Annotated in this window: 19 protein-coding genes and 1 pseudogene; 7 read left to right on the top strand and 13 right to left on the bottom strand. The window is 70.5% G+C overall.

Annotated features, from left to right (window positions below; genetic code table 11):
- Positions 1 to 49 precede the first annotated feature (49 nt).
- The 6 genes and pseudogenes from DRB96_RS14095 to DRB96_RS14070 form a co-directional block, all read right to left on the bottom strand.
- Positions 50 to 898: a CbtA family protein gene (locus DRB96_RS14095; protein WP_112448776.1), complete on the bottom strand. Its 849-nt coding sequence runs from the start codon at positions 896 to 898 to the stop codon at positions 50 to 52.
- An 11-nt stretch (positions 899 to 909) separates the two neighbouring features.
- Positions 910 to 1,137, bottom strand: coding sequence for a CbtB-domain containing protein (locus DRB96_RS14090; protein ID WP_112448775.1), 228 nt, complete (start codon positions 1,135 to 1,137; stop codon positions 910 to 912).
- A 295-nt stretch (positions 1,138 to 1,432) separates the two neighbouring features.
- Positions 1,433 to 1,798, bottom strand: coding sequence for a TOBE domain-containing protein (locus DRB96_RS14085; protein WP_239516830.1), 366 nt, complete (start codon positions 1,796 to 1,798; stop codon positions 1,433 to 1,435).
- Positions 1,787 to 2,389 (bottom strand): annotated as a pseudogene (locus DRB96_RS14080) (TSUP family transporter); the annotation flags it as partial. The gene DRB96_RS14085 and the pseudogene DRB96_RS14080, both read right to left, overlap by 12 nt.
- A gap of 134 nt (positions 2,390 to 2,523) precedes the next feature.
- A complete protein-coding gene (locus DRB96_RS14075) occupies positions 2,524 to 3,207 on the bottom strand; it encodes a tyrosine-type recombinase/integrase (protein ID WP_239516282.1) in 684 nt (227 codons plus the stop codon).
- Positions 3,208 to 3,781: 574 nt separating this feature from the next.
- A complete protein-coding gene (locus DRB96_RS14070; RefSeq protein ID WP_162688683.1) occupies positions 3,782 to 6,088 on the bottom strand; it encodes a cytochrome P450 in 2,307 nt (768 codons plus the stop codon).
- A gap of 444 nt (positions 6,089 to 6,532) precedes the next feature.
- Here DRB96_RS14070 and DRB96_RS42905 point away from each other — a divergent pair, with 444 nt between their 5' ends.
- A complete protein-coding gene (locus DRB96_RS42905; RefSeq protein ID WP_162688684.1) occupies positions 6,533 to 6,811 on the top strand; it encodes a hypothetical protein in 279 nt (92 codons plus the stop codon).
- A 57-nt stretch (positions 6,812 to 6,868) separates the two neighbouring features.
- On the opposite strand, the gene DRB96_RS14065 is transcribed toward DRB96_RS42905, so the two are convergent.
- Entirely contained in the window at positions 6,869 to 7,849 is a 981-nt protein-coding gene (locus tag DRB96_RS14065) for an AraC family transcriptional regulator (RefSeq protein ID WP_112448773.1), read from the bottom strand.
- A 468-nt stretch (positions 7,850 to 8,317) separates the two neighbouring features.
- Complete coding sequence (locus DRB96_RS42900; RefSeq protein WP_162688685.1) at positions 8,318 to 8,512, bottom strand: hypothetical protein; 195 nt, start codon at positions 8,510 to 8,512, stop codon at positions 8,318 to 8,320.
- A 162-nt stretch (positions 8,513 to 8,674) separates the two neighbouring features.
- Here DRB96_RS42900 and DRB96_RS14055 point away from each other — a divergent pair, with 162 nt between their 5' ends.
- The 3 genes from DRB96_RS14055 (at position 8,675) to DRB96_RS14045 (ending at position 11,457) form a co-directional block, all read left to right on the top strand.
- Positions 8,675 to 10,384: an acyl-CoA dehydrogenase gene (locus tag DRB96_RS14055; RefSeq protein WP_112448771.1), complete on the top strand. Its 1,710-nt coding sequence runs from the start codon at positions 8,675 to 8,677 to the stop codon at positions 10,382 to 10,384.
- 72 nt (positions 10,385 to 10,456) lie between these two features.
- Positions 10,457 to 10,750, top strand: a complete 294-nt coding sequence (locus tag DRB96_RS14050; protein ID WP_112448770.1) for a hypothetical protein — start codon at positions 10,457 to 10,459, stop codon at positions 10,748 to 10,750.
- Between the two features lie 98 nt (positions 10,751 to 10,848).
- Entirely contained in the window at positions 10,849 to 11,457 is a 609-nt protein-coding gene (locus DRB96_RS14045; protein ID WP_112448769.1) for a TetR/AcrR family transcriptional regulator, read from the top strand.
- A 58-nt stretch (positions 11,458 to 11,515) separates the two neighbouring features.
- On the opposite strand, the gene DRB96_RS14040 is transcribed toward DRB96_RS14045, so the two are convergent.
- The 5 genes from DRB96_RS14040 to DRB96_RS14020 all read right to left on the bottom strand — a co-directional run bounded on the left by DRB96_RS14040 (position 11,516) and on the right by DRB96_RS14020 (position 16,124).
- Positions 11,516 to 12,031 (bottom strand): VOC family protein, encoded by a 516-nt coding sequence (locus DRB96_RS14040; RefSeq protein WP_112448768.1) that lies wholly within the window; start codon positions 12,029 to 12,031, stop codon positions 11,516 to 11,518.
- A gap of 2 nt (positions 12,032 to 12,033) precedes the next feature.
- Positions 12,034 to 13,305 carry an amidohydrolase family protein gene (locus DRB96_RS14035; protein WP_112448767.1) on the bottom strand — a complete coding sequence of 424 codons (1,272 nt, stop codon included), beginning with the start codon at positions 13,303 to 13,305 and terminating at the stop codon, positions 12,034 to 12,036.
- A gap of 207 nt (positions 13,306 to 13,512) precedes the next feature.
- A complete protein-coding gene (locus DRB96_RS14030) occupies positions 13,513 to 14,817 on the bottom strand; it encodes an FAD-dependent monooxygenase (protein ID WP_112448766.1) in 1,305 nt (434 codons plus the stop codon).
- Between the two features lie 170 nt (positions 14,818 to 14,987).
- Complete coding sequence (locus DRB96_RS14025) at positions 14,988 to 15,344, bottom strand: nuclear transport factor 2 family protein (RefSeq protein WP_112448765.1); 357 nt, start codon at positions 15,342 to 15,344, stop codon at positions 14,988 to 14,990.
- Positions 15,345 to 15,383: 39 nt separating this feature from the next.
- The gene (locus DRB96_RS14020; RefSeq protein WP_112448764.1) at positions 15,384 to 16,124 is read right to left on the bottom strand and encodes an SDR family oxidoreductase; all 741 of its coding nucleotides are present in this window, start codon (positions 16,122 to 16,124) and stop codon (positions 15,384 to 15,386) included.
- 143 nt (positions 16,125 to 16,267) lie between these two features.
- Here DRB96_RS14020 and DRB96_RS14015 point away from each other — a divergent pair, with 143 nt between their 5' ends.
- From DRB96_RS14015 to DRB96_RS14005, 3 genes are all read left to right on the top strand, one after another.
- Positions 16,268 to 17,110 (top strand): helix-turn-helix transcriptional regulator, encoded by an 843-nt coding sequence (locus DRB96_RS14015; protein WP_112448763.1) that lies wholly within the window; start codon positions 16,268 to 16,270, stop codon positions 17,108 to 17,110.
- A 29-nt stretch (positions 17,111 to 17,139) separates the two neighbouring features.
- The gene (locus DRB96_RS14010; RefSeq protein ID WP_112448762.1) at positions 17,140 to 17,322 is read left to right on the top strand and encodes a hypothetical protein; all 183 of its coding nucleotides are present in this window, start codon (positions 17,140 to 17,142) and stop codon (positions 17,320 to 17,322) included.
- Between the two features lie 164 nt (positions 17,323 to 17,486).
- Positions 17,487 to 18,869, top strand: a complete 1,383-nt coding sequence (locus tag DRB96_RS14005; RefSeq protein WP_112448761.1) for a M12 family metallo-peptidase — start codon at positions 17,487 to 17,489, stop codon at positions 18,867 to 18,869.
- Positions 18,870 to 18,873 lie beyond the last annotated feature (4 nt).

Below are 18,873 nucleotides of genomic sequence, written 5' to 3'. Positions count from 1 at the left end.
CTCCACGTGGAGGGAGCGGGGCCGTCGTACACAGGCACGGGGTGCGAAGTCAGCTGAGTACGGGCGCTTCGCGCTGCGCTGTCGCCTCCGCGTCGGCGCCCACGGCCCGCGTGGCCAGGAGTCGTTGGGCCAGGACTCCGAAGACGATCGCGAACACGAGCCACAATACGACCTGGACGGCCAGCGAGGCGACCCGGAACTCCCACAACAGGGCTGCGGGGAAACCGGGCTTGACCGCGTCGTCGTTCGCCGGCAGGAAGACGAACGCGATCGCAGCGGCAACGACGAAGCCGCCACCGGCGGTCAGCGTCGCGTTCCAGTTGCCCAGGCGCGGAGCCAGCCGCCGGCCCGCGATGATCGCGCCGAGGCCGAGCAGGACGCTGAGCAGGATCATCAGGAAGAACAGCGTGGTGCGCTGCCCGATGGTGTCCGGGTTGCCGACGGCCGGCGGGGTGGCCGGGTACTTCAGGAACGGCACCAGGTAGACGGTCGCGAAGGCCCCCGCCGCGGTGAGCGCCGCCGTCGCGCGCGGGCTGAACTTGCCCACGCGGCCAAGGGCGAAGGAGAACGCCAGGGAGGCGACGCCACCCAGCGCGACCCCGTAGACCAGAACGCCGGTGGCCAGGCCGACGGTCGACTGGACCGGCCGGCTGACCAGTTCTTCCTCCTCGTCCGCAGCCTCGGCCGGAGCGGCGGCGCCGTGTCCGGCATGCGAGCTCTGGGCAGCCGCGGCGGGGTCGGCCTGAGCCTCCTGAGCGGCCTGGGCCTCCTCCACAGCGATGGAACCCCGTACCGGGGGCTCACCCACCACGTAGGCGACGGCGAAGGCGAACAGTCCGGCGATCAGACCCGCGAGCATGCCGCGGACCAGCAGTCCTCTGACAGTAGAGGCGTACATGTGCGTGCCTCTCAGTGGCAGGGGAAGCCGAGCAGATGACGACCGTCGTGCACCCACTCGTGCACGCCTTCACCGGAGAACACGGCCGTGGCGCCCTGTTCGGCACCGACGAAGTACAGGGCGACGAGCATCAAGAGGCCGACGAAGACCGCCCAGGGCAGTACGGCGCGCACGGGCAGCGGGGCCGACAGGGAGTCGGAAGGGGTGGGTATGGCAGCGGAAGCGACAGCCTCGGCCATGATGGAACCTCCTCGGGGAACACGCGTCCCATACGGTGGTGCAGGACGACGGTCCTCGGGTCTGACTCGCCGCGATGCCACCCCGGAGGATGTCACCGCAGCACACAGTGGCGCGACCATGCCGGATTCACACCGGACTTCCGTCTCGCCGTCGTCGCTATGTCTAAATGTCGCCGTGACGCTACCCTGCGCTCCGCTTTCGGCCAAGGGCGTGAGTCCCTGATCACAGGAGCACGCTGCGACGATGCCGTGCGCGCCCGCGCCCCCTCGAGCGCCTGTCTGCCGTGCCGGGACGTTAGCCCAGATCGATGTGGACGCTGGTGGACTTGACCCGGGCCACGGCCTGGACGCCGGCCTCGAGTCCCAGTTCCTCCACCGCTTCCCGGGTGAGGAGGGAGACGACACGGTGGGGGCCGGCCTGGATCTCGACTTGGGCGGAGACCTTGCCGAGCGTGACTGCGGTGACGATGCCGGGGAACCCGTTGCGGGCTGACGTGTGCGGCTCCTCGTCGGCCGCCTCCTGGGCCAGTTCGACGCAGAACGCCGCCAGGTGTTCGCCGGAGACCATCCGCCGGGTGCTCTCGCGGAAGGTGGGGAAGCGGTCGACGTCGGCCCACCGCCGGGCGGTGTCGACGCTGACGGATGCGATCAGCGACAGCAGGGCGTACGTGGAGGCGCCGACGACGGAGGTCACGAAGGTCGACGCGAGGGCGGCGGGGGCGACCTCGGAGACCGGTACGCCGCGGCCGACGAGGATCGGGCCGAGCAGGGGGCCGCCCCCGATGCCGTAGATCCCGCCGACCGTTCCCACCACCAGTGCCAGGGCGCCGGTGGCCCGAGGGGACGGTGGCTTGGCCGTTCGTCGTCCCGTAGCCGGTCGGATGGTCCGGGCGCACAGCCAGACGCCGAGCGGAAGCAGCAGGGCCGCGATGAACATGCGGAAGACGGTCGGACCGGGGACCGCGAACACCCGGATCGCGGCCCCTACGACCACGCCGGGAACGGTACCGACCAGCAACAGGCGGGTCAGTGGCCCGCCAAGCCGGCCACTGCGGGCGTGCCGCAGCAGCGCACCCGGCCCGGCGACCACGTTGTAGAGAGGGTTGGTGGGCGTCACGGACGGAGAGGGCACTCCCAAGACGCTGACCTGAACCGGCAGCAGGAACACCGCACCGGACACCCCGACCGGGGCGGTCGTCATCGAGATGACCAGCCCGGCCGCGAACCCCAACAGCCCTGACGACCACGTCACTGGATGCCCCTCCGTAGATCACCATTCGAGTATCAGCGGGATCTGTCTCGCGAAGCCGGGGTGCCCGGCATCTGGTCTGCGCGGGCAGTTCCCGATGGCGCACCAGGTGGAGCGCGTGGCCGAAGGCGACTACTTCACGCAGCCAGGCCGACGTCGAGGATTTTGGCGGCTTTGCCGATGGAGCCGGGCATGAGGTGGCGGTAGATCTTGAAGGTGATGTCGAGGCTCTTGTGGCCCATCCATTCGGCGACGTCGGTGATGGGGATGCCGTTGGTGAGGCAGTTCGAGGCGAAGAAGTGGCGGAGGCTGTAGATGACCATGCCCTCGGGGATGTCGACCTCATCTGTGCGCTTGACGCGCTGCCACTGGTTCTGGAGGTAGTAGGCCAGGTAGGGCCTCGTGGGGTCCATGGGGTGGCGGAGGAGGTAGCCGTCGACCGTGCCGTGCTTGTCCGCGTACCACTCGATGGTTTCCCGGACGCGGGCCGGGAGAGGGACGTCGCGGTAGTCGGTCGCTTTGCGGTGTTTGAGGCGGCCGTAGGTCTTGGTGGTCTGGTTGACCTGCTCGGTGATGCGGTAGATGTCGCTGGCGACCAGGTTGTTGAGGTTCACGGCGAAGGCCTCGCCGTTGCGCATGCCGCAGCCGCTCATCAGGTCGGCGATGAGGAGGAACCGGTCGTCGCCGGCGGTGCGTATGTCGCGGAGGCCGGCGCACGACGTTGTGGGCAGTCGACGAAGCGCGGTGTTGAAGCCGCCGCGGTCGCGCCAGCAGGGGGCGCCCCCATGCCCGGCGGGGTGACCAGCGGGCGCCCACTCCATGCATCAAACCCGGCGAGGGCGCTGTTTGGGGGCCCAGGTGTGTCCCCTGTGGTAGCTCGGTCTACTGGCTGGCACGCCCACTCGTTGAACCGGTCAGGCCTTCAGTCGAGGGAGTGACTCACCAGGAGGTTCTTCGTCTCCTGGAGGTACAGTCATCGCACCCACGCTGACCAGCGAAAACTGTGGTGCGTACGGTTCGTTGGAGGCAACTGGTCCGGAAACGGTCCGGATCCTGGTGCCCGCCGCGCCTGCGAGGGTTCAGGCCAGGCGGGTAGGGGCATGGGTGGGGCCGGCTGGTCGGGTCGCGGCGTGCGACCTGTCTTGAGGTCCATGCCAGCCATGCCTCAGCCTCGGTCAGGGCGGGGGCTGGTGGCAGGTCGTGCACCTGAGTGGGGACCGGCGGTTGGAAGGGGCGCCTCGTCATGTGCTGCCACGCTCGTGGACTCTTGCCTCGGGATGCCGAAGCTGTGCCGTACCTGCCTGGCGTACACCCGAGGGCTACGCGCGACCGGCGCGTCCCGCGCCACTACCGTCACGCCATCCGTGCGAGCGGTGTCCAGGACCGTCCCGGTGATCACAGCGGGTTGGTGCTGTAGCGACCGGATCGTGGTGCCCAGTCGTAGGGGCCGCGCATGACCGTGTGCAGGGCGTCGCGGAGGTAGCGGTCCAGGGCCATGCCGGCAGGGGCGTGCAGTTCGCTTTCGAGGCTGCGGAAGCGTGCGATGCGTGCGTGCAGCATGCCCAGCACGCTGGTGGAGGCGTCGTCGCGGTCCGCCCCGTCCGTGCGCTGGAGGATCAGCAGGAGGTTGTGCGGGTCCGCACCGGATTCCTCCTTGGAGAGCGAGTAGAGGTCGTTGTGGAGGGAGTCGATCTCGGCGGCCAGGGTGCGCAGAGCTGTCACGGTGTCCGAGGCGAAGAGGGCGGCGGGCAGTTCGTAGTGGCCGATCCGTTCGGCGAGGTCGAGCGTGGGCTGCACGCCGATGGTGTCGCGGCGCAGTCCTAGGTACTCGTCCACGGTGAGCAGGGTGCCGGATTGCCGGTTGGTGGCTTCCTGGACGTGCCCGTAGAGGTACGCCCGCCAGTGCGCGGCGGCCCGCTCGCACCAGGACGGTGACATGCCCTCGCGGCTGCGCAGCCAGAGGTCGTGGAAGGCGCGGGCGAGCGGTGGTGCGTCGGGGGCGGGGTGCTGGTCCAGGGCGGCGGCGACCACGTCGACCACCGTGCGGGCCTGTCCGGGGTCGTCGCCGGCCGGGCCGTCGAAGGCGTCGTCGAAGCAGAAGAACCAGCTCATCTGGTCGACGCCCAGGGCCAGGTCCGGCCCGGTCGCGGCCGGGTGGAAGCGGGCGGCGAGTTCGGCGTAGTGGCCGCGGGCGTGGCGCTCGGCGGCCGCGTCGGTGGGGAGGAGGCCGAAGGACCGGGGCCACTGCAGGTGTTCGGCGGCCGCGCGTGCGGCGTCGGGGCTGATCCGTGCGGGGAACGGGAGGTGGAGGCCGGCGTCGCTCCGCGTGCCGCCGCTGCGGGTCTGCGCGGCGCGGGGCTGCGGGGACATCTGCAACAGGCTCGGGACCAGTACGGCCCCGGGCACCTCGCGGGGCGGCTGCTCGGAGAGCGGGACCAGGCGCCAGCGGGCGGCGACGGTGGCGACGACCGTGGCCATCTCGGTGAGGGCGAAGTGGTCGCCGATGCACTTGCGGGGGCCTGCGCCGAACGGCAGGAAGGCCCAGCCGCGCGGGTCGGCGGTCAGCCACCGGTCCGGGTCGAACTCCATGGGGTCCGGGTACAGGCCGGGGTCGCGGTGGATGGTGAGCGGGCTGAACAGGAGCTCGGTTTCCGCGGGGATCTCCACTCCGCCGAGGACGACGCCGGGGCGGGCGGGCTGGCGCATCAGGATCCAGGCCGGGCTGCGCAGCCGGAGCGTCTCCCTGACCAGGTTCTGGGTGAAGACGAGCTTCGGCAGGTCCTCGAAGGTGACGGGCCTCGATCCGAGGACCTCGTCGAGTTCGGCGTGGAGCCGTCGCTCGATGTCGGGCCGGGAGCCGACTTCGTGGAAGAGCCAGGTCAGGCTGGTCGAGGCGGTCTCGATCCCGGCGGCCATGACGGTCATGACCTCGTCGTGGAGCTGGTCCGGGCTCATCGGTTCCCCCGTGTCGGAGTCGCGGGCGGCCATCAGCATGCCGAGGAGGTCCGCACGGGGCCGTCCGTCGGCGAGGCGCTCACGGATCAGCCGGTCGACGACCTTGCGCAACTGGGTGCCCGACTCCCGGAAGCGGCGGTTTCCAGGGGTGGGGAGGCGGTCCAGCCAGTCGACGGGCGAGACCACACGCCGCATCAACTCGTGCACGTAGGTGGGCAGCCAGCGCCGGATGAGGCGCACCTCCTCGTTGCCCAGGGCGCTGCCGAAAAGGGCCTTGGCCACGGCCTCGCTGCCGATCGCGTACATCTCGGAGGCCACGTCGATCGTGCTGTCCGGTGTCCAGGCCTCGGAGTACGTGGTGGCGCTCAGGCGCATGACGCCGGTGTAGGAGTTGAGCTTCTCTCGGTGGAACGCCGGGATCATCAGACGGCGCTGGCGGCGGTGGAAGTCACCCTCGGAGTTGGGCAGTCCGTTGCCGAGGAAGGGGCGGGACTTCTGGAAGTAGCGTCCCTTCTCGTAGGAGACCGCGTCTGTCACGAGCATCTCCCGCAGGAGCGCCGGCGAGTTCACGGCGTACACGGACAGGTTGCCGAGCCGGATCTCCACCAGGTCGCCCAGGGGTCGGATCGACTGCAGTACGCCGATCGGGTCGCGCAGCAGGGCCAGCGAGTGCCCCACCAGGGGCAGACACCCGGGAGCGGTGGCGACCGTTCGGGGCGGCAGGTATGCGGGGGCGTCCGTAGTCACGTTCTCGTCCTCAGGGGTTGCGCGTTCCCGCAGCGGTTCGAAGGCGCCGGCGCGGTGGTTGCGGGCGAGCGGGCACTCCGGCGGCCCGTTGGCCCTGCCCCGTCGCCCACAGAGAGCCAGGCTAGGTTTGCCCGCCATCAGGACGGAATGCGCAACCGTCCGGGCTTCCTGCGCGAGAGTCCGCCACGGCGGGCGGCCCGTGACCGGGCTCCCGCGCAGGGAAGCCCGGACGGGCGGGCTGGTCACCCGCTCGTCGGCCCGACGGCCTCTCGTCCGCCGGTTCTGTGGACTCTCACGCAGGTATCGCGGACGGGCGAACCCATTGAGCCGCAGGACCACTGCCGCCTCGTGGCTACCATGAGCGTTTGATCGGTAGCTTGCTGTAACGGAGGCGTAATGTGCGGTCCAATGTCCGGTAGGGGGCTCGAGCAGGGGACTTCGGTCGTGGGGCTCGATGAGGTCACGTCGAGGCCCACGGTCTTCAAGTGCATGGGCCGCAGCTACAGCGCGGCACGAGCTGACGGCGAGGTCGTCATCCAGGACGTCACGGACATCACCCATCCCCTTCCCCTGGGCCGGGCCGAACCGTGTGCGGACACCCTCTGGAGCGTCCGCACTCCCCGGGGTCTGCTGGCCGGCCGTACGGACGGGACGCTCCAGGCGGTCGCGGCGCTGCGCGGGGTCTCCTGGCCGCCCCGCGACCCCTGCCCACAGGGCGGGTAGGGGTCACGGGGGCGGGCCGACGGTGCTGCTGGAGGCAGCGCCGGCGCGGCGGTCGGCTCAGTTTGCCCGTACGGCTTCCCGGTAGCGGCGCGGAGCCACTCCGGTGGTGCGTTTGAAGGCGTTGCTGAAGGCGCTCTCGGAGCCGTAGCCCAGTGCGGAGGCGATGGCCGCCACGGGGGTGTCCTCCCGGCACAGGGTGTGCTGGGCCAGGCGCATCCGCCAGGTGCACAGGTAGGTGAGGGGCGGGACGCCCGCGACCTCCTTGAAGCGCTGGGCGAAACTGGTGCGGGACATGGCCGCGGCGCGGGCGAGTTCGGTCAGGGTCCAGGGGCGGGCCGGGTCTCCGTGCATGAGGCGCAGGGCGGGGGCGACGCGTTCGTCGGCGAGGGCGCGCAGCCAGCCCACCGGGTAGGTGTCGGCGCTCGCGTCGGTCAGGAAGACGCGCAGGACCTGTACGAAGAGCAGCTGCGCGAGGTGCTCCGCCGCGAAGGCGGCACCCGGAGCGGCCGACCGCATCTCGTGGAGGGTCTGGTCCATGAGCCAGCAGGCCGCGGGCGCCTCGGCCGTGGTGGCACTGACGTGCATCAGAGGTGGAAGGGCGCTCAGCAGCAGGTCCCTGCCCGTGGTGTTGAGATCGATGTGGCCGCCGATCGTGACGGCGTCCCGCCCTTCGTCCCCGGCGTGGAAGAATGTCTCGGTGGTCGCCCGGAGCACGGGCAGCGCGTCGATCGGCGGCACGGCCGGGTCACTCGCCAGGGTGTACCGGCGGTCGCCGGCGAAGACGGCGATGTCGCCGGCCTCCAGGCGGACGGGGTGTTCGACGCCCTCTATCACCAGCCAGACGACACCCTGCATCACGGCCTGGATCTTGAGCCGGCCCGGCGCCGGAAAGGCCAGTGCCCAGTCCCCGGCGGCGATGAGTCCGCGGGACAAGGCGCAGCGCGCGCCGGTGAGTTCGAGGGTCTCGGTGATGGGATCTCCCCAGGTCGCAGACGTGGGGAGGGGTGCGGACGGCGGTGCGGTCAGCGGTGCGGCCATGAGCGGACTCTCGCGCAAGTCGCGCGGACGGGCAAGCATTCACATGTTGTTGGACACCCATCACGATGGGTGACAGGGCACTTCCCCGGGCGGGGTCCTTGTCCCGGATCGCCGCCGCCGGTTGTGCGGTCGGTGCCTCAGCGTCAGGAGGTCGTGCTCATGGGCGGATTCCAGGATCGCGACAAGGTTCACCTGGACGAGGTAGTGCTACCGACGGCCGAGCGGCGGACCTTCGCCGAACTCGCGGTGAAGGGCCAGGCGACGCGACCGAGTCGGCGGACCAGAGCTGATGCGGTCCGGTGCCAGCGGAATCCCGGGCCGTGGGGCGCCGGCCCTTCCTCGGCCGACGGCCGCGCGGTCCGCTGCTCCTGTCCTCTCGGTGGAGGCCTGCCTGGAGTCCGTCCTCGACGGCTGCCCTCCCCGAAGGGGTGCGGAGAGGGCGGCGCAGCCTCCGTCGCGCGGGATGGTTCAGCTACAGCCCCTCTTGCAAATGAGGGGCGCGACAGTGCCGAGGGACGTGTTGTGGGAGGCGCGTCCGCTCAGCACGACGTGCGTGGTGCCCGGCGACGCCGACGGCACGGCGAAGCTGCTCGGCGCCGCCGCCAGCGCTCCGGCCGCGAACAGCGCGGTCACTGCGGCTGCGATCAGTTGCTTGCGCATCATCGCTGCTCCTGTCTGTTAATCCCCGAGGTGGGTCTCGATGCCCTGCCTCACCACGGTAGGCAGGAGGGATAGCAGGCGTGAATATTCGAACGTCCGCAAAGGGTGCGCGAGAGTCCAGGACGGCCGGGGCCCCGGCCACGCAAGGAAACAGGGTGATCCCACATGCTTCAGCCGGTGATTCTGAACCCGCGGTCCTACGATCCCGCCGAGTTCGACCCGGAGACCCGACGGCTGCTGAGGGCCGTGATCGACTGGTTCGAAGGGCGCGGTAAGAAGCGGCTGGTCGAAAGCTACGCGTCATGGTTCGCCGAATTCCTCGCCTTCGCAGGAGAACAGGGCATCTTCGCGCACTGCCTGATCCCCTCGGCCGCCGATGGAGGCAACGGGCGCTGGGACACCGCCCGCAACACCGCCTTCAACGAGGTCCTCGCCTTTTACGGCATCAACGGCTGGTACACCTGGCACGTCACCATGCTGGGCCTGGCCCCCGTCTGGCAGAGCGGCAACGCGACAGCCCGCCGCCGTACGGTCGAACTCCTCAGGCAGGGCCACTCGGCCGCCTTCGCCCTGTCGGAGAAGACCCACGGAGCCGACATCTACGCGACGGACCTCCTCCTCACCCCCACGGCCGACGGCGGGTTCCGCGCTAGCGGCTCGAAGTACTACATCGGCAACGGGAACGTGGCCGGCATCGTCACCGCCTTCGGGCGCCGCGCCGACGTCGAAGGCCCGGACGGCTACGTGTTCTTCCTGGCCGACAGCCGCCACCCGAACTACACGGCCGTCCGCAACGTCGCCAACGACCACCTCTACGTCGCCGAGATCAGCTTCGACGACTATCCCGTCACCGCCGACGACATCCTGCACACCGGCAAGCCGGCCCTCGACGTCGCCCTGAACACCGTCAACATCGGCAAGTTCAACCTCGGCACCGCCGGCATCGGCGCCTGCGAGCACGCCTTCCACGAGTCCCTCAACCACGCGCACACCCGCATGCTCTACGGGCGGCGCGTCACCGACTTCCCGCACATCCGCCGGATCTTCAGCGACGCCTACCTCCGCCTGCTCGCCATGAAGATGTTCACGAACCGCGCCGTCGACTACATGAGGTCCGCGCAAGAGGACGACCGCCGCTACATCCTCTTCACGGCCATGTCCAAGACGAAGGTGACCACGGAGGCGGAGCAGGTCGTCACCCTCCTCTGGGACGCCATCGCGGCCAAGGGCTTCGAAGCCGACACCCACTTCAACTGGGTCGCACGCGACCTGCCCGGCCTGCCACGGCTGGAAGGGACCGTCCACGTCAACATCACGCTGATCCTGAAGTTCCTGCGCAACTACCTGCTCGGCGACGCCCCCTACGACCCGGTGCCCTCCCGGACCGACGACCGAGACGACGGCTTCCTGTTCCGGCAGGGCTCCACCGGCCGGCTCGGCGAGGTCCGCTTCCACGACTGGCGTCCCGCCTTCGACCACTTCGAGGACGTGGCGAACGTGACGCGCTTCCGGGAACAGGTCGAAGGATTCCGCGAGCTGCTGGCCACCTGCGGTCCGGATGCCGGCCAGCGAGGAGACCTCGACTTCATGCTTCCGATCGGCCGGCTGTTCATGACCGTCGTCTACGGCCACCTCATCCTGGAGCAGGCCCGACTGACCGGACTGGACCGGGGTGTCCTCGACCAGATCTTCGCGCTGCTCATCAGGGACTTCGCCGGTCCGCTCACCGAACTCCACGGCAAGCCCGGCACGACGGACCAACAGCGCGAGCACGCCCTCGCCTGCCTGCGCACCCCCGCCCACGACACCGAACGGACCCACGACCTGTGGCAGGGCATCGAAGCGATCGCCGGAACCTACGCGATGCGTCCTTGATCCACATCCGGAGTACACGCAGCGCGGAGCCAACCTCTGCCCATGATCCGTCCCAACAGGAGCCCGAAACCCGTGAAATCCTTCCAGCCCGTCACCTCGGTCGCCGTGATGGCCGCGGTCCTCGGCGGCGCCACCCTGTTCGGAGCCTCCGCTCCGGTGAGCGCGGCGCCCCTGGCCACCTGCCGCGACGTGGTGGCCCGGACCAAGGGGGACCTGAGCAACGCCGGTGCCCCGACGAACGCCAACGACTGGCAGGCCGTGCGCGCCGCCGCCCAGCGCTTCCTCAACAGCCACCCCTGGGGCAGCCCTGGAACCCAGGCTCTTCAACGGGACGTCAACGAACTGGGCGAACTGTGTGCCCCGTAGCTCCGCAGAGGCGGGGCCGCTCAGGTGGCCGATCCAACGCGGGCTTGCTCCCTCGCACGTCTGGAACGGAAACCATCGTTCTCGTTTAGTGTGGGGGGATGCCTCGCCTGACGGACGAGCGCCGGGAAGAGCGGCGCCGTCACATCCTCACCAGTGCCTGGACCTGCTTCTCCGCCAACGGTTTCCACGCCACGTCCATGGACGATGTGATCGCCGCGACCGGCATGTCCTCCAGCGCTGTCTACCGGTACTTCCGGAGCAAGGACGACCTCATCGACGCCGCCGCGGACGAGGCCATGACCCTCGTGCGGAGCCTGTTCGACGGACTGCTGGCACAGCGTCCCACCGCGTCACCGGCGCAGGTCGTTGCTGCGATGGTGGGTGAGGTCCGGGACCGGGACGCCCAGTCGGAGTACGACCTCACGCGGATCGCCATCCAGTCGTGGGGGGAGGCCCTGCGCAGGCCGGACATGGAGGAACGCACCCGGGCCTTCTACCTCGGCGTGCACGGTCGGCTGGAGGAGCTGGCCCGGCGCTGGTGCGAGGAGGGCCAGGTCCCCGCGGACGCGGATCCCCGGGGGATCGCGACGGTCCTGATGACCCTCATGCCGGGACTTCTCGTCGGTCGGCACCTGGTGGCACCCGTGTCCGCGGAACACCTCGTCGCGGGCCTGTCCTCCCTAGGCTCGGCCTCCTGGGACAGCTGACGTGCCGGTGGAGCGTCCCCCGAACGGGGGCGCTCCACCGGCACGAGCTGTGCCCCGCTCAAGCGCGGGGGTTCGGTCGTTCCGTGGCCGCGCCGACGGGGGGCCCGGTGCTCAGCCAGGGGGAGTCGTACTCGATGCGCGAGCGGTCGAGCCCGTGGGGCTCGGTCGTGTAGAGCCGCAGGCGCAGCCCGTCCGGATCGGGTACGACCAGCACCCAGCCCACCATCGCGACGACCGGCGGTGAGTGGGGGACCCCCAGGCCGTCCAGGTGCGCGATCCATTCGTCCACGGCGGCGCGGTCCTCGACGGACAGGGTGAGGAGCTCGTTCCCGTCCAGGGCGCGGGCTGTCGCCGGGTCCAGGCGCAGCTCCAGCCGACAGGGCAGGTGGGGGACCTCGAGGACGACGGAGAACAGCGTCCCGTCGGGGCGGCGGTGGTCCAGTGCGCTCACCCGGCCGGCGCCCAGCACGGCGCCGTACCAGCGGGCGCTGCGCTCCAAGTCGCTGACGCACAGCTTGAGGTGGTGGAGGCCCCGGTGTGCCGGGGTATTCGATGTGGTCGTCAGGGTGCTCATGCTCAGACCAGCCCGTCGGCGAGGAGCGCGGCCGTGCGGTTTACGGGTACGCCGCGCCGCCACAGGCGGGCGATGTCCCGGACCGCGGTGATGTCGACCAGGGGGTTGCCCTCGACCAGGAGGAGGTCGGCGCGCAGCCCGGCGGCGACGCGCCCGCGGTCGTGGAGGCCGAAGGCGTCGGCGGGGGCCGTGGTGGCGGCCGTGAGGGCCTGGGCCGGAGTGAGTCCGGCCGCGACGAGGAGGGCCAGCTCTCCGTGGTAGCTGATGCCGTGCGTGGTGGGGTGGCCCGCGCCGCCCGTGCCGTCGGTGCCGGCCAGCAGCGGGACCCCGGCCCGGAACATCCGCAGCGCGACGTCGGCCGCGTACCGGGCGTCGACCGAGACGGGCCCCACCCGCACCTCGTCCTCGCCCGGGCCGTCGGTCCGCATGCGCTCGATCTCCTTGAGCCACTGGGGGTCGGCGTAGGGCCGCAGGCGGGGGTCGTCGACGAGGGCGTACTCCGCCGGGGTTTCGGTCGTGCCGGTCAGCGAGGTCAGCGTAGGTACGACGAACATGCCCCGGGCTGCGGCGTCCTCCACGAGGGCGTCGTCGGAGGGCCCGTCGGCGGGGGCGTGGGCGAGGCCGTCGACGCCGCAGTCGACCGCGAGACGGGCTGCCCGGCGGGTGAGGGTGTGGGCGGCGGTGCGCAGCCCGTGCTCGTGTGCGGCCCGTACCAACGCGCGGATCGTCTCGGGGGACAGGACGGGCATCGGCGTGCCGATCGCGGTGCCGTCCTCGATGAAGATCTTGAGGTGGTCCGCCCCGTCGGCGACCCGTGCTGCGACGAAGGCTTCGGCGTCCTCGGGGCCGGTGACGGTGGGGAAGGGGTCCATCAGGCCGAGTTCGACCAACTGGCTCGGGTGGCCGCCGGGTGCGGTGGCCCCGGTGGTCGCGATGCGCAGGTCGGCCAGGTCGTCGCGCTCGCGCGCGGCCTCCCGTACCGCGCGGACGACCGAGGGCGTACCGCCCATGTCGAGCTCGGTGGTGATCCCGAAGAGGAGTGCCCGCCGCAGCTGTTCGGTGTCGGTCGTGTGGGTGTGGGCGTCGATCAGCCCGGGCAGCAGGGTGCGGCCGCTGCCGTCGACGACGGTCGCTCCGGCCGGTGTGCCGAGGGCGGGGCCGACGGCGACGATCACGGGGCCGTCGATGAGGACGTCCTGGGGGGCGTGGAGCTCGGTGCCGTCGAAGACGGCGACGTTGCGGATGAGAGTGGGGGCGGAAGCAGAAGTCGACATGTCCTTGTCTCCTTTGAACAGCCGGATCATCGGGTGGACGGAACGGGCAGGGGCAGATGCTGGGCCAGCTGGCCAAGAACCTCGGCCGGTTCGGCCGGTACTCCGTGCGCGGCGAGGTAGCCGTCGGGGCGCACCAGCAGGGGAGTGCGTAGTCCCGGTACGTGACACACGGACAGGACGGTGCCCCGCTGTCGCTCGTCCTCCGGTTCACTCCGGCCGGGTAGGGCCAGCGTCCAGCGCAGGCCCGCTTGCGGGACGGTCAGGGGCGAGACCCGGTCTCCCGCACGTGGGGAGCCGTGGCCGGGCTCCTGCGCGTAGCCGATGTCGAGCTGGGCGAGCTTGGCGGTGATCCAGTCGAGGACACCTGTTCGCGGCTGCTGCAGCCGCGAACAGGTCGTTGCGCCGCTGTCCGGCGGCCGGGTCCCTGAGGGTGGCAATTCTGGCGAACTGGCTGGTGAAGGCGACCAGTTCGGACGCGACCGGATGCCGCTCGTCGTGGTAGCTGTCCAGCAGTTCGGCGGGGGCCGCTCCGGTGAGGACGGCGTGCAGCTTCCAGGCCAGGTTCCCGGCGTCCTGGATGCCGGTGTTCATGCCCTGGCCACCGGCCGGGCTGTGGGTGTGCGCGGCGTCCCCGGCCAGGAGGACCGGACCGGCCCGGAACCGCTCGGCGACCCGCTCCTGAACGCGGTACGTGGAGGCGGACACCACCTCCGCCACTCGGATGCGCCCCGCCACCGGCCCGCGTTCGGACACCAGCCGCTCGATGTCGGCGGCGCAGGGCGCGGCCGAACCCGGCGCGGCGGGAGTCACGATGCGGTGCTGTGCGCCGGCGAGCGGCGAGAGGAGCAGCATCCCCGCGGAGGAGAGGAAGAAGGTGGTGTCGTGCTCCCCGAGGCCGTTCGGCCCAGCATCCAGGCGGACGTCGGCCAGGGCGAACACCTGCTCAGGCGCCTCTCCGGGAAAGCCGATCGCGGCAGCTGTCCGCACGGCGCTGTGCAGACCGTCGCAGCCCACCAGGTAGCGCGCGGAGACCGATCGCAACAAGCCTTCCGGGTCGGCGATCACGGCGGAGACCCCGGGAAAATCGGGAGTGAAGCCGAGAAACCTGTAACCGCGGTGCACCCCGCCGCCCAGCTCCCGCAGGCGCCGCAGCAGATGCTCCTCCGTCGTCTGCTGGGAGGCGAGCAGGACGTAAGGGTAGGGCGTGTCCAGATCGGCGTAGGAAGCGTGCAGCAGCGTGTGCTCCCGGTCGTGGACGCGGAACCCGGGCCCCCGCTCACCCGCCGCCACGAGGTGTTCGGCGACGCCGATCCGGTCCAGGTATTCGAGGGAGCGGGGCTGGAGCGCTGCCGCTCTGCTGCCGGTCTGCACGTTGGTGTCGCGGTCGATGAGAACGTGGTCCACGCCCAGCTGCCGCAGGCTCGCGGCCAGGGTCAGCCCCACGGGGCCCGCGCCGACGATCAGAACATCTGTGTGCGGTGGGAGGGGAGTGGTGATGGGCGACGCAGGCATGACGCCTCCTCGTCGTGCGGGATTCCCTGTGAGATCCGCAGGAGACCCGCCACATCAAAGAGAAACGAGCGTTTTCGTTTCACTGTGAAGCTAGCACTGGAGGAGGCGTAACGCAAACGTACGTTTCTATTTGGCGTGGTGTGGCGTCGGCACCTGTGGCGCGGTGGGCGTCAGACCTCGTTGTTCCACATGCGGAACACCGTGCACTTCCCGTGGCTGCCGAAGGTGACGGTCCACAGGTTGGCGAAGGTGCCGAGTTCCGTGTAGCGCCCGGTGCCTTCGATGGCCGCGGTGTCCCCGTTGATCGCGAGGAGGGACCACTCGAAGTTCCAGCCCCCTTCCTGCCACCCGGCCCGGCCGCGCCACCCCTCGACGATCGCCTCGCGGCCGATCCAGTCCGTCGCGTACGGCCACTCGTGGTACTCGGCCTCCGGGGTGAAGAGGGCTGCGATGTCCTTGCGACTGTTGGAGGTCCAGGCCCGCACGTATCCCTCGACCCATGCTTCCACCTGCTGCTTCGTCACCATGACGTGTCTCCGTACGACGTGTCTGCGTGGTCCGCCGGCTCAGCCCTGGGCGGTGGGTCGCACGACGATCTCGCTGACGTCGACCTCGTCGGGCTGGCTGATGGCGTAGTCGATCGCCGTGCCGATGGCGTCAGCGGGCATCGCGATCTTCAGCATGTCCTTGGTGGCCTCGCGCACCGCCGTGTCGCTGATGCCCTCGGCCAGCTCGCTCCTGGTCAGTCCGGGGCTGATCACGGTCACCCGCAGGTCGCGGCTCTCCTGCCGCAGCCCCTCGGACAGGGCCCGAACGGCGAACTTGGTCGCGCTGTAAACGGCGGCGGTCGGGTCGACGCGGTGCCCCGAGACGGAGGCGATGTTCACGATGTGGCCGGAGCCCTGCGTGCGCATGAGGGGGAGAACGGCGGCGATGCCGTGCAGTACACCGCGCACGTTCACGTCGATCATGCGGTTCCACTCGTCGACCCTGAGCGCGTCCAGCGGAGAGAGCGGCATCACGCCCGCGTTGTTGACCAGGACGTCGACCCGGCCGAACCGGTCCTGCGCGGCGTCGACGAAGGCCCGCATACTGTCCAGGCTGGTCACGTCCAGTTCCCGGTGGCCGGCCTCCCCGCCGCTGCGCCGGATGTCCTCGGCGAGGGCAGCGATACGGTCCGTGCGCCGGGCTCCCAGCATCACCCGGTGCCCCGACGCGGCCAACCTCTGTGCCGTCGCCTCGCCGATCCCACTGCTCGCACCGGTGACCAGTACGACCTTGCCTGCAGGAATGGGCGGGACGGTCATGAGAACCCCTTCGATGAAGCCGGCGGCTGCCGGACCGGGTGGTCGTCCACCCCCCTCTGATCCTGGAGGTGATTGCCCCGGGCAGGCAGGGCGGAGCTTCCTGGGTGCGCCACTCCCAGGAACGCGCCGCGTACGATCGAGGCATGAGCGGGTACGAACTCGGCGATTTCCTGCAAGCGCGGCGCTCCCGTCTGAAGCCTGCGGAAGTGGGCCTTCCGACCTACGGACACCGCAGGGTCGCGGGGCTCCGGCGCGAGGAAGTCGCCGTGCTGGCCGGTGTCAGCGCCGACTACTACACGCGGCTGGAGCAGGGGCGCGAACGCAACCCCTCCGGCCAGGTCATCGACGCCATCTCGCGGGTACTCCGCCTGAACGCCGACGCCCATTGGCACGCCTACCGTCTTGCCGGCCTCCTACCGGCGCTCGAGGCCGCCGAGGAGTCCGACGAAGTGGACCCGGCTCTGCTCCAGCTCATGGAGGCGTTCCCCGCCGCGGTCGCGTACGTCATCAACCGCCGCCTCGAGGTGCTCGCGGCCAACGCTCTGGCCGATGCCCTGCTCTCGCCCCTGGCCGACCGCCGCCGTGTGCTGCGCTCCCTCTTCCTCGACCCCGCCGCCCGAGAGCTCTACGCAGACTGGCGTGAGGTCGCGCAGTGCTCCGTCGAGGCCCTGCGCCTGGCTGCCGGACACCATCCGGGGGATCTCCGGATGGCCGCCACCATCCAGGAACTGCGCGGCGGAAGCGAAGAGTTCGAGCAGATGTGGCTACGGCACGGCGTCAGCTCTCTCGGCCTCAGATCCAAGACCTTCAACCATCCACGCGCGGGTCGGCTCACCCTCACGTACCAGTCCTTCGACATTCAGAGCGCCCCCGGCCAGCACCTGCTGATCGGGACCGCGGAGCCGGGCAGCCCGGATGCTGACACCCTCGCCCTCCTCGGCTCTTCCCCGCGCACGCTCGAAGGCAGCGGAACGGGACGAGGGTGATGCGTCTGGGCTGCCAGACGACGTGACGCATGTCGCTGCCGTGGCTCGCCCTGGGGGTTCCGGTCGTCCTGACGCTCAGTGGTGGGAACTCAGTAGGCGTCTTCGGTGCGGGGAGCGGGGCGCGGGGCGCGGGCGGGGGCGTGGACGGGGACGGGGTCCAGGGGGGGAGGATCGAGGACGGGCGGGCGCTGATGGGGAAGCTGCGGCGGTAGCGGTAGCGGTAGCGGTAGCGGCAGCGGCAGCGCGGGCGAGGGTGCGGGTGCGGGGCCCGTCCAGACGGGCGGAGGGGCCCCGCGACCGGAGTCGCGGGGCCCCTCCGTTTCCCTCCCCGGCGGGCGACGGCAAGGAACTGCTGCGCGAGCGCACCTTCCCCCTCGTGGCGGACCAGTTCCGCACGCTGTGCACCCCGGCCCCGTTCGGAGCGCCCCGCGAGCACACCTTCGAGTTCTTCGACGACCTGCGCGTCACCGCGGTCGAGGAGGGGACCGACGACGACCAGGGAACGCTCACCTGGAGCGGCCACGTCAAGGACAGGCCCGAGACCAGCGTCGTCCTCTCGATGCGCGGAGTGTGCGCCGCCGACCGCACGCCTCCCGGCCCCGTCGTCGTGGAGGTCCTCGCCGACCTCGGCGAGCGCGTCTACCACCTGGAGACCCTCGCCGGCCAGCCGCCCCGGCTGCGCGCCACCGAGGAGGACCCCGACCACCGTCCGCGCAGGGCGCCCGACCAGCCGGCCACCGACCCGGCCTCCGCGTCGGCCATGCGCCGCAACCTCCAGGGCCGGGTCGAGGCCACGGTCGAGAACCCGGTGATCATCGACGTCATCGCGGGCTACACCCCGAAGGCCGTCACCGAGGCCGGCGGCGAGCAGCAGGTCATCAACACGATCCACTGGGCCGAGCGGAAGATGAACGAGGCGCTCGCCGACAGCAACATCCCCGCCAGCATCGACATCCTCGGCACGTACAACACGGAATACCGGGGCGACAACACCTCGTCCGTGATGCACGCGAAGATGAACAACCCGCAGGATGCGGCCCTGGGAGCGACCGCGGCCGATCTGCGCCGCCGCTACGGGGTGGACCTGCTCACCATCGTGAACAAGGTCGATCCGGGCCAGTCCTCCGGCCAGGGCAACCTGCCCGAGCGCGGCATCTTCAACTCCAAGGACGCCTACTCCGTCGTCGACTTCGACTCGCTGACCGGCTGGTACAACCTCGGTCACGAGCTCGGCCACAACCTCGGCCTGTGGCACGACCGCCGAACCCTGAACCACCAGGTCCCCGACGGCAGTTGGATGAACAGCCTCAACACCCCGTACGGGACCGGGTGGATCACTCCGAACGAGGAGCACCACACCCTCATGGCGTACGCGAGCTCCTGCTTCAAGCAGTGCAGCGCGGTGAACCAGTACTCCAACACCGAGAACACCGTCAACGGCCAGCCCCTGGGCGACGCGAACAACAACAACGCGGGCCTCGCGCGCCTGTCCACCCCGATCGTGGCCGGCTACCGGACCCTGGCCACCGCCAAGACCCGCCACGCACTCACCCTGTCCTCCACCGAGGGCGGCACGGTCCGCCCCGCCGTCTTCGGGCCCTACAAGCCGGGCACCGTCGTCGGCGTCACCGCCCGCCCGCAGACCGGCTACCGGCTCGTCGCCTGGCTCTACGACGGCGTCCAGTACGACCCCCGCACCCAGATCAACGTCACCATGGACCGCGCGCACACGCTGCGCGGTGTCTTCCTCCCGGCCTGACGGG

Source organism: Streptomyces sp. ICC1, assembly GCF_003287935.1.
Taxonomy (GTDB): domain Bacteria; phylum Actinomycetota; class Actinomycetes; order Streptomycetales; family Streptomycetaceae; genus Streptomyces; species Streptomyces tritrimontium.
The sequence above is the reverse complement of the archived record's forward strand: the minus strand, read 5'-3'. Positions and strand labels throughout refer to the sequence as shown.

Excerpts from the sequence above, each read along its gene's own strand:
- DRB96_RS14095 (WP_112448776.1), bottom strand. The coding sequence starts at position 898 with ATGTACGCCTCTACTGTCAGAGGACTGCTGGTCCGCGGCATGCTCGCG.
- DRB96_RS14090 (WP_112448775.1), bottom strand. The coding sequence starts at position 1,137 with ATGGCCGAGGCTGTCGCTTCCGCTGCCATACCCACCCCTTCCGACTCC.
- DRB96_RS14075 (WP_239516282.1), bottom strand. The coding sequence starts at position 3,207 with ATGGAGTGGGCGCCCGCTGGTCACCCCGCCGGGCATGGGGGCGCCCCC.
- DRB96_RS14065 (WP_112448773.1), bottom strand. The coding sequence starts at position 7,849 with ATGGCCGCACCGCTGACCGCACCGCCGTCCGCACCCCTCCCCACGTCT.
- DRB96_RS42900 (WP_162688685.1), bottom strand. The coding sequence starts at position 8,512 with ATGATGCGCAAGCAACTGATCGCAGCCGCAGTGACCGCGCTGTTCGCG.
- DRB96_RS14055 (WP_112448771.1), top strand. The coding sequence starts at position 8,675 with ATGCTTCAGCCGGTGATTCTGAACCCGCGGTCCTACGATCCCGCCGAG.
- DRB96_RS14045 (WP_112448769.1), top strand. The coding sequence starts at position 10,849 with ATGCCTCGCCTGACGGACGAGCGCCGGGAAGAGCGGCGCCGTCACATC.
- DRB96_RS14040 (WP_112448768.1), bottom strand. The coding sequence starts at position 12,031 with ATGAGCACCCTGACGACCACATCGAATACCCCGGCACACCGGGGCCTC.
- DRB96_RS14035 (WP_112448767.1), bottom strand. The coding sequence starts at position 13,305 with ATGTCGACTTCTGCTTCCGCCCCCACTCTCATCCGCAACGTCGCCGTC.
- DRB96_RS14030 (WP_112448766.1), bottom strand. The coding sequence starts at position 14,817 with ATGCCTGCGTCGCCCATCACCACTCCCCTCCCACCGCACACAGATGTT.
- DRB96_RS14025 (WP_112448765.1), bottom strand. The coding sequence starts at position 15,344 with ATGGTGACGAAGCAGCAGGTGGAAGCATGGGTCGAGGGATACGTGCGG.
- DRB96_RS14020 (WP_112448764.1), bottom strand. The coding sequence starts at position 16,124 with ATGACCGTCCCGCCCATTCCTGCAGGCAAGGTCGTACTGGTCACCGGT.
- DRB96_RS14015 (WP_112448763.1), top strand. The coding sequence starts at position 16,268 with ATGAGCGGGTACGAACTCGGCGATTTCCTGCAAGCGCGGCGCTCCCGT.
- DRB96_RS14010 (WP_112448762.1), top strand. The coding sequence starts at position 17,140 with ATGTCGCTGCCGTGGCTCGCCCTGGGGGTTCCGGTCGTCCTGACGCTC.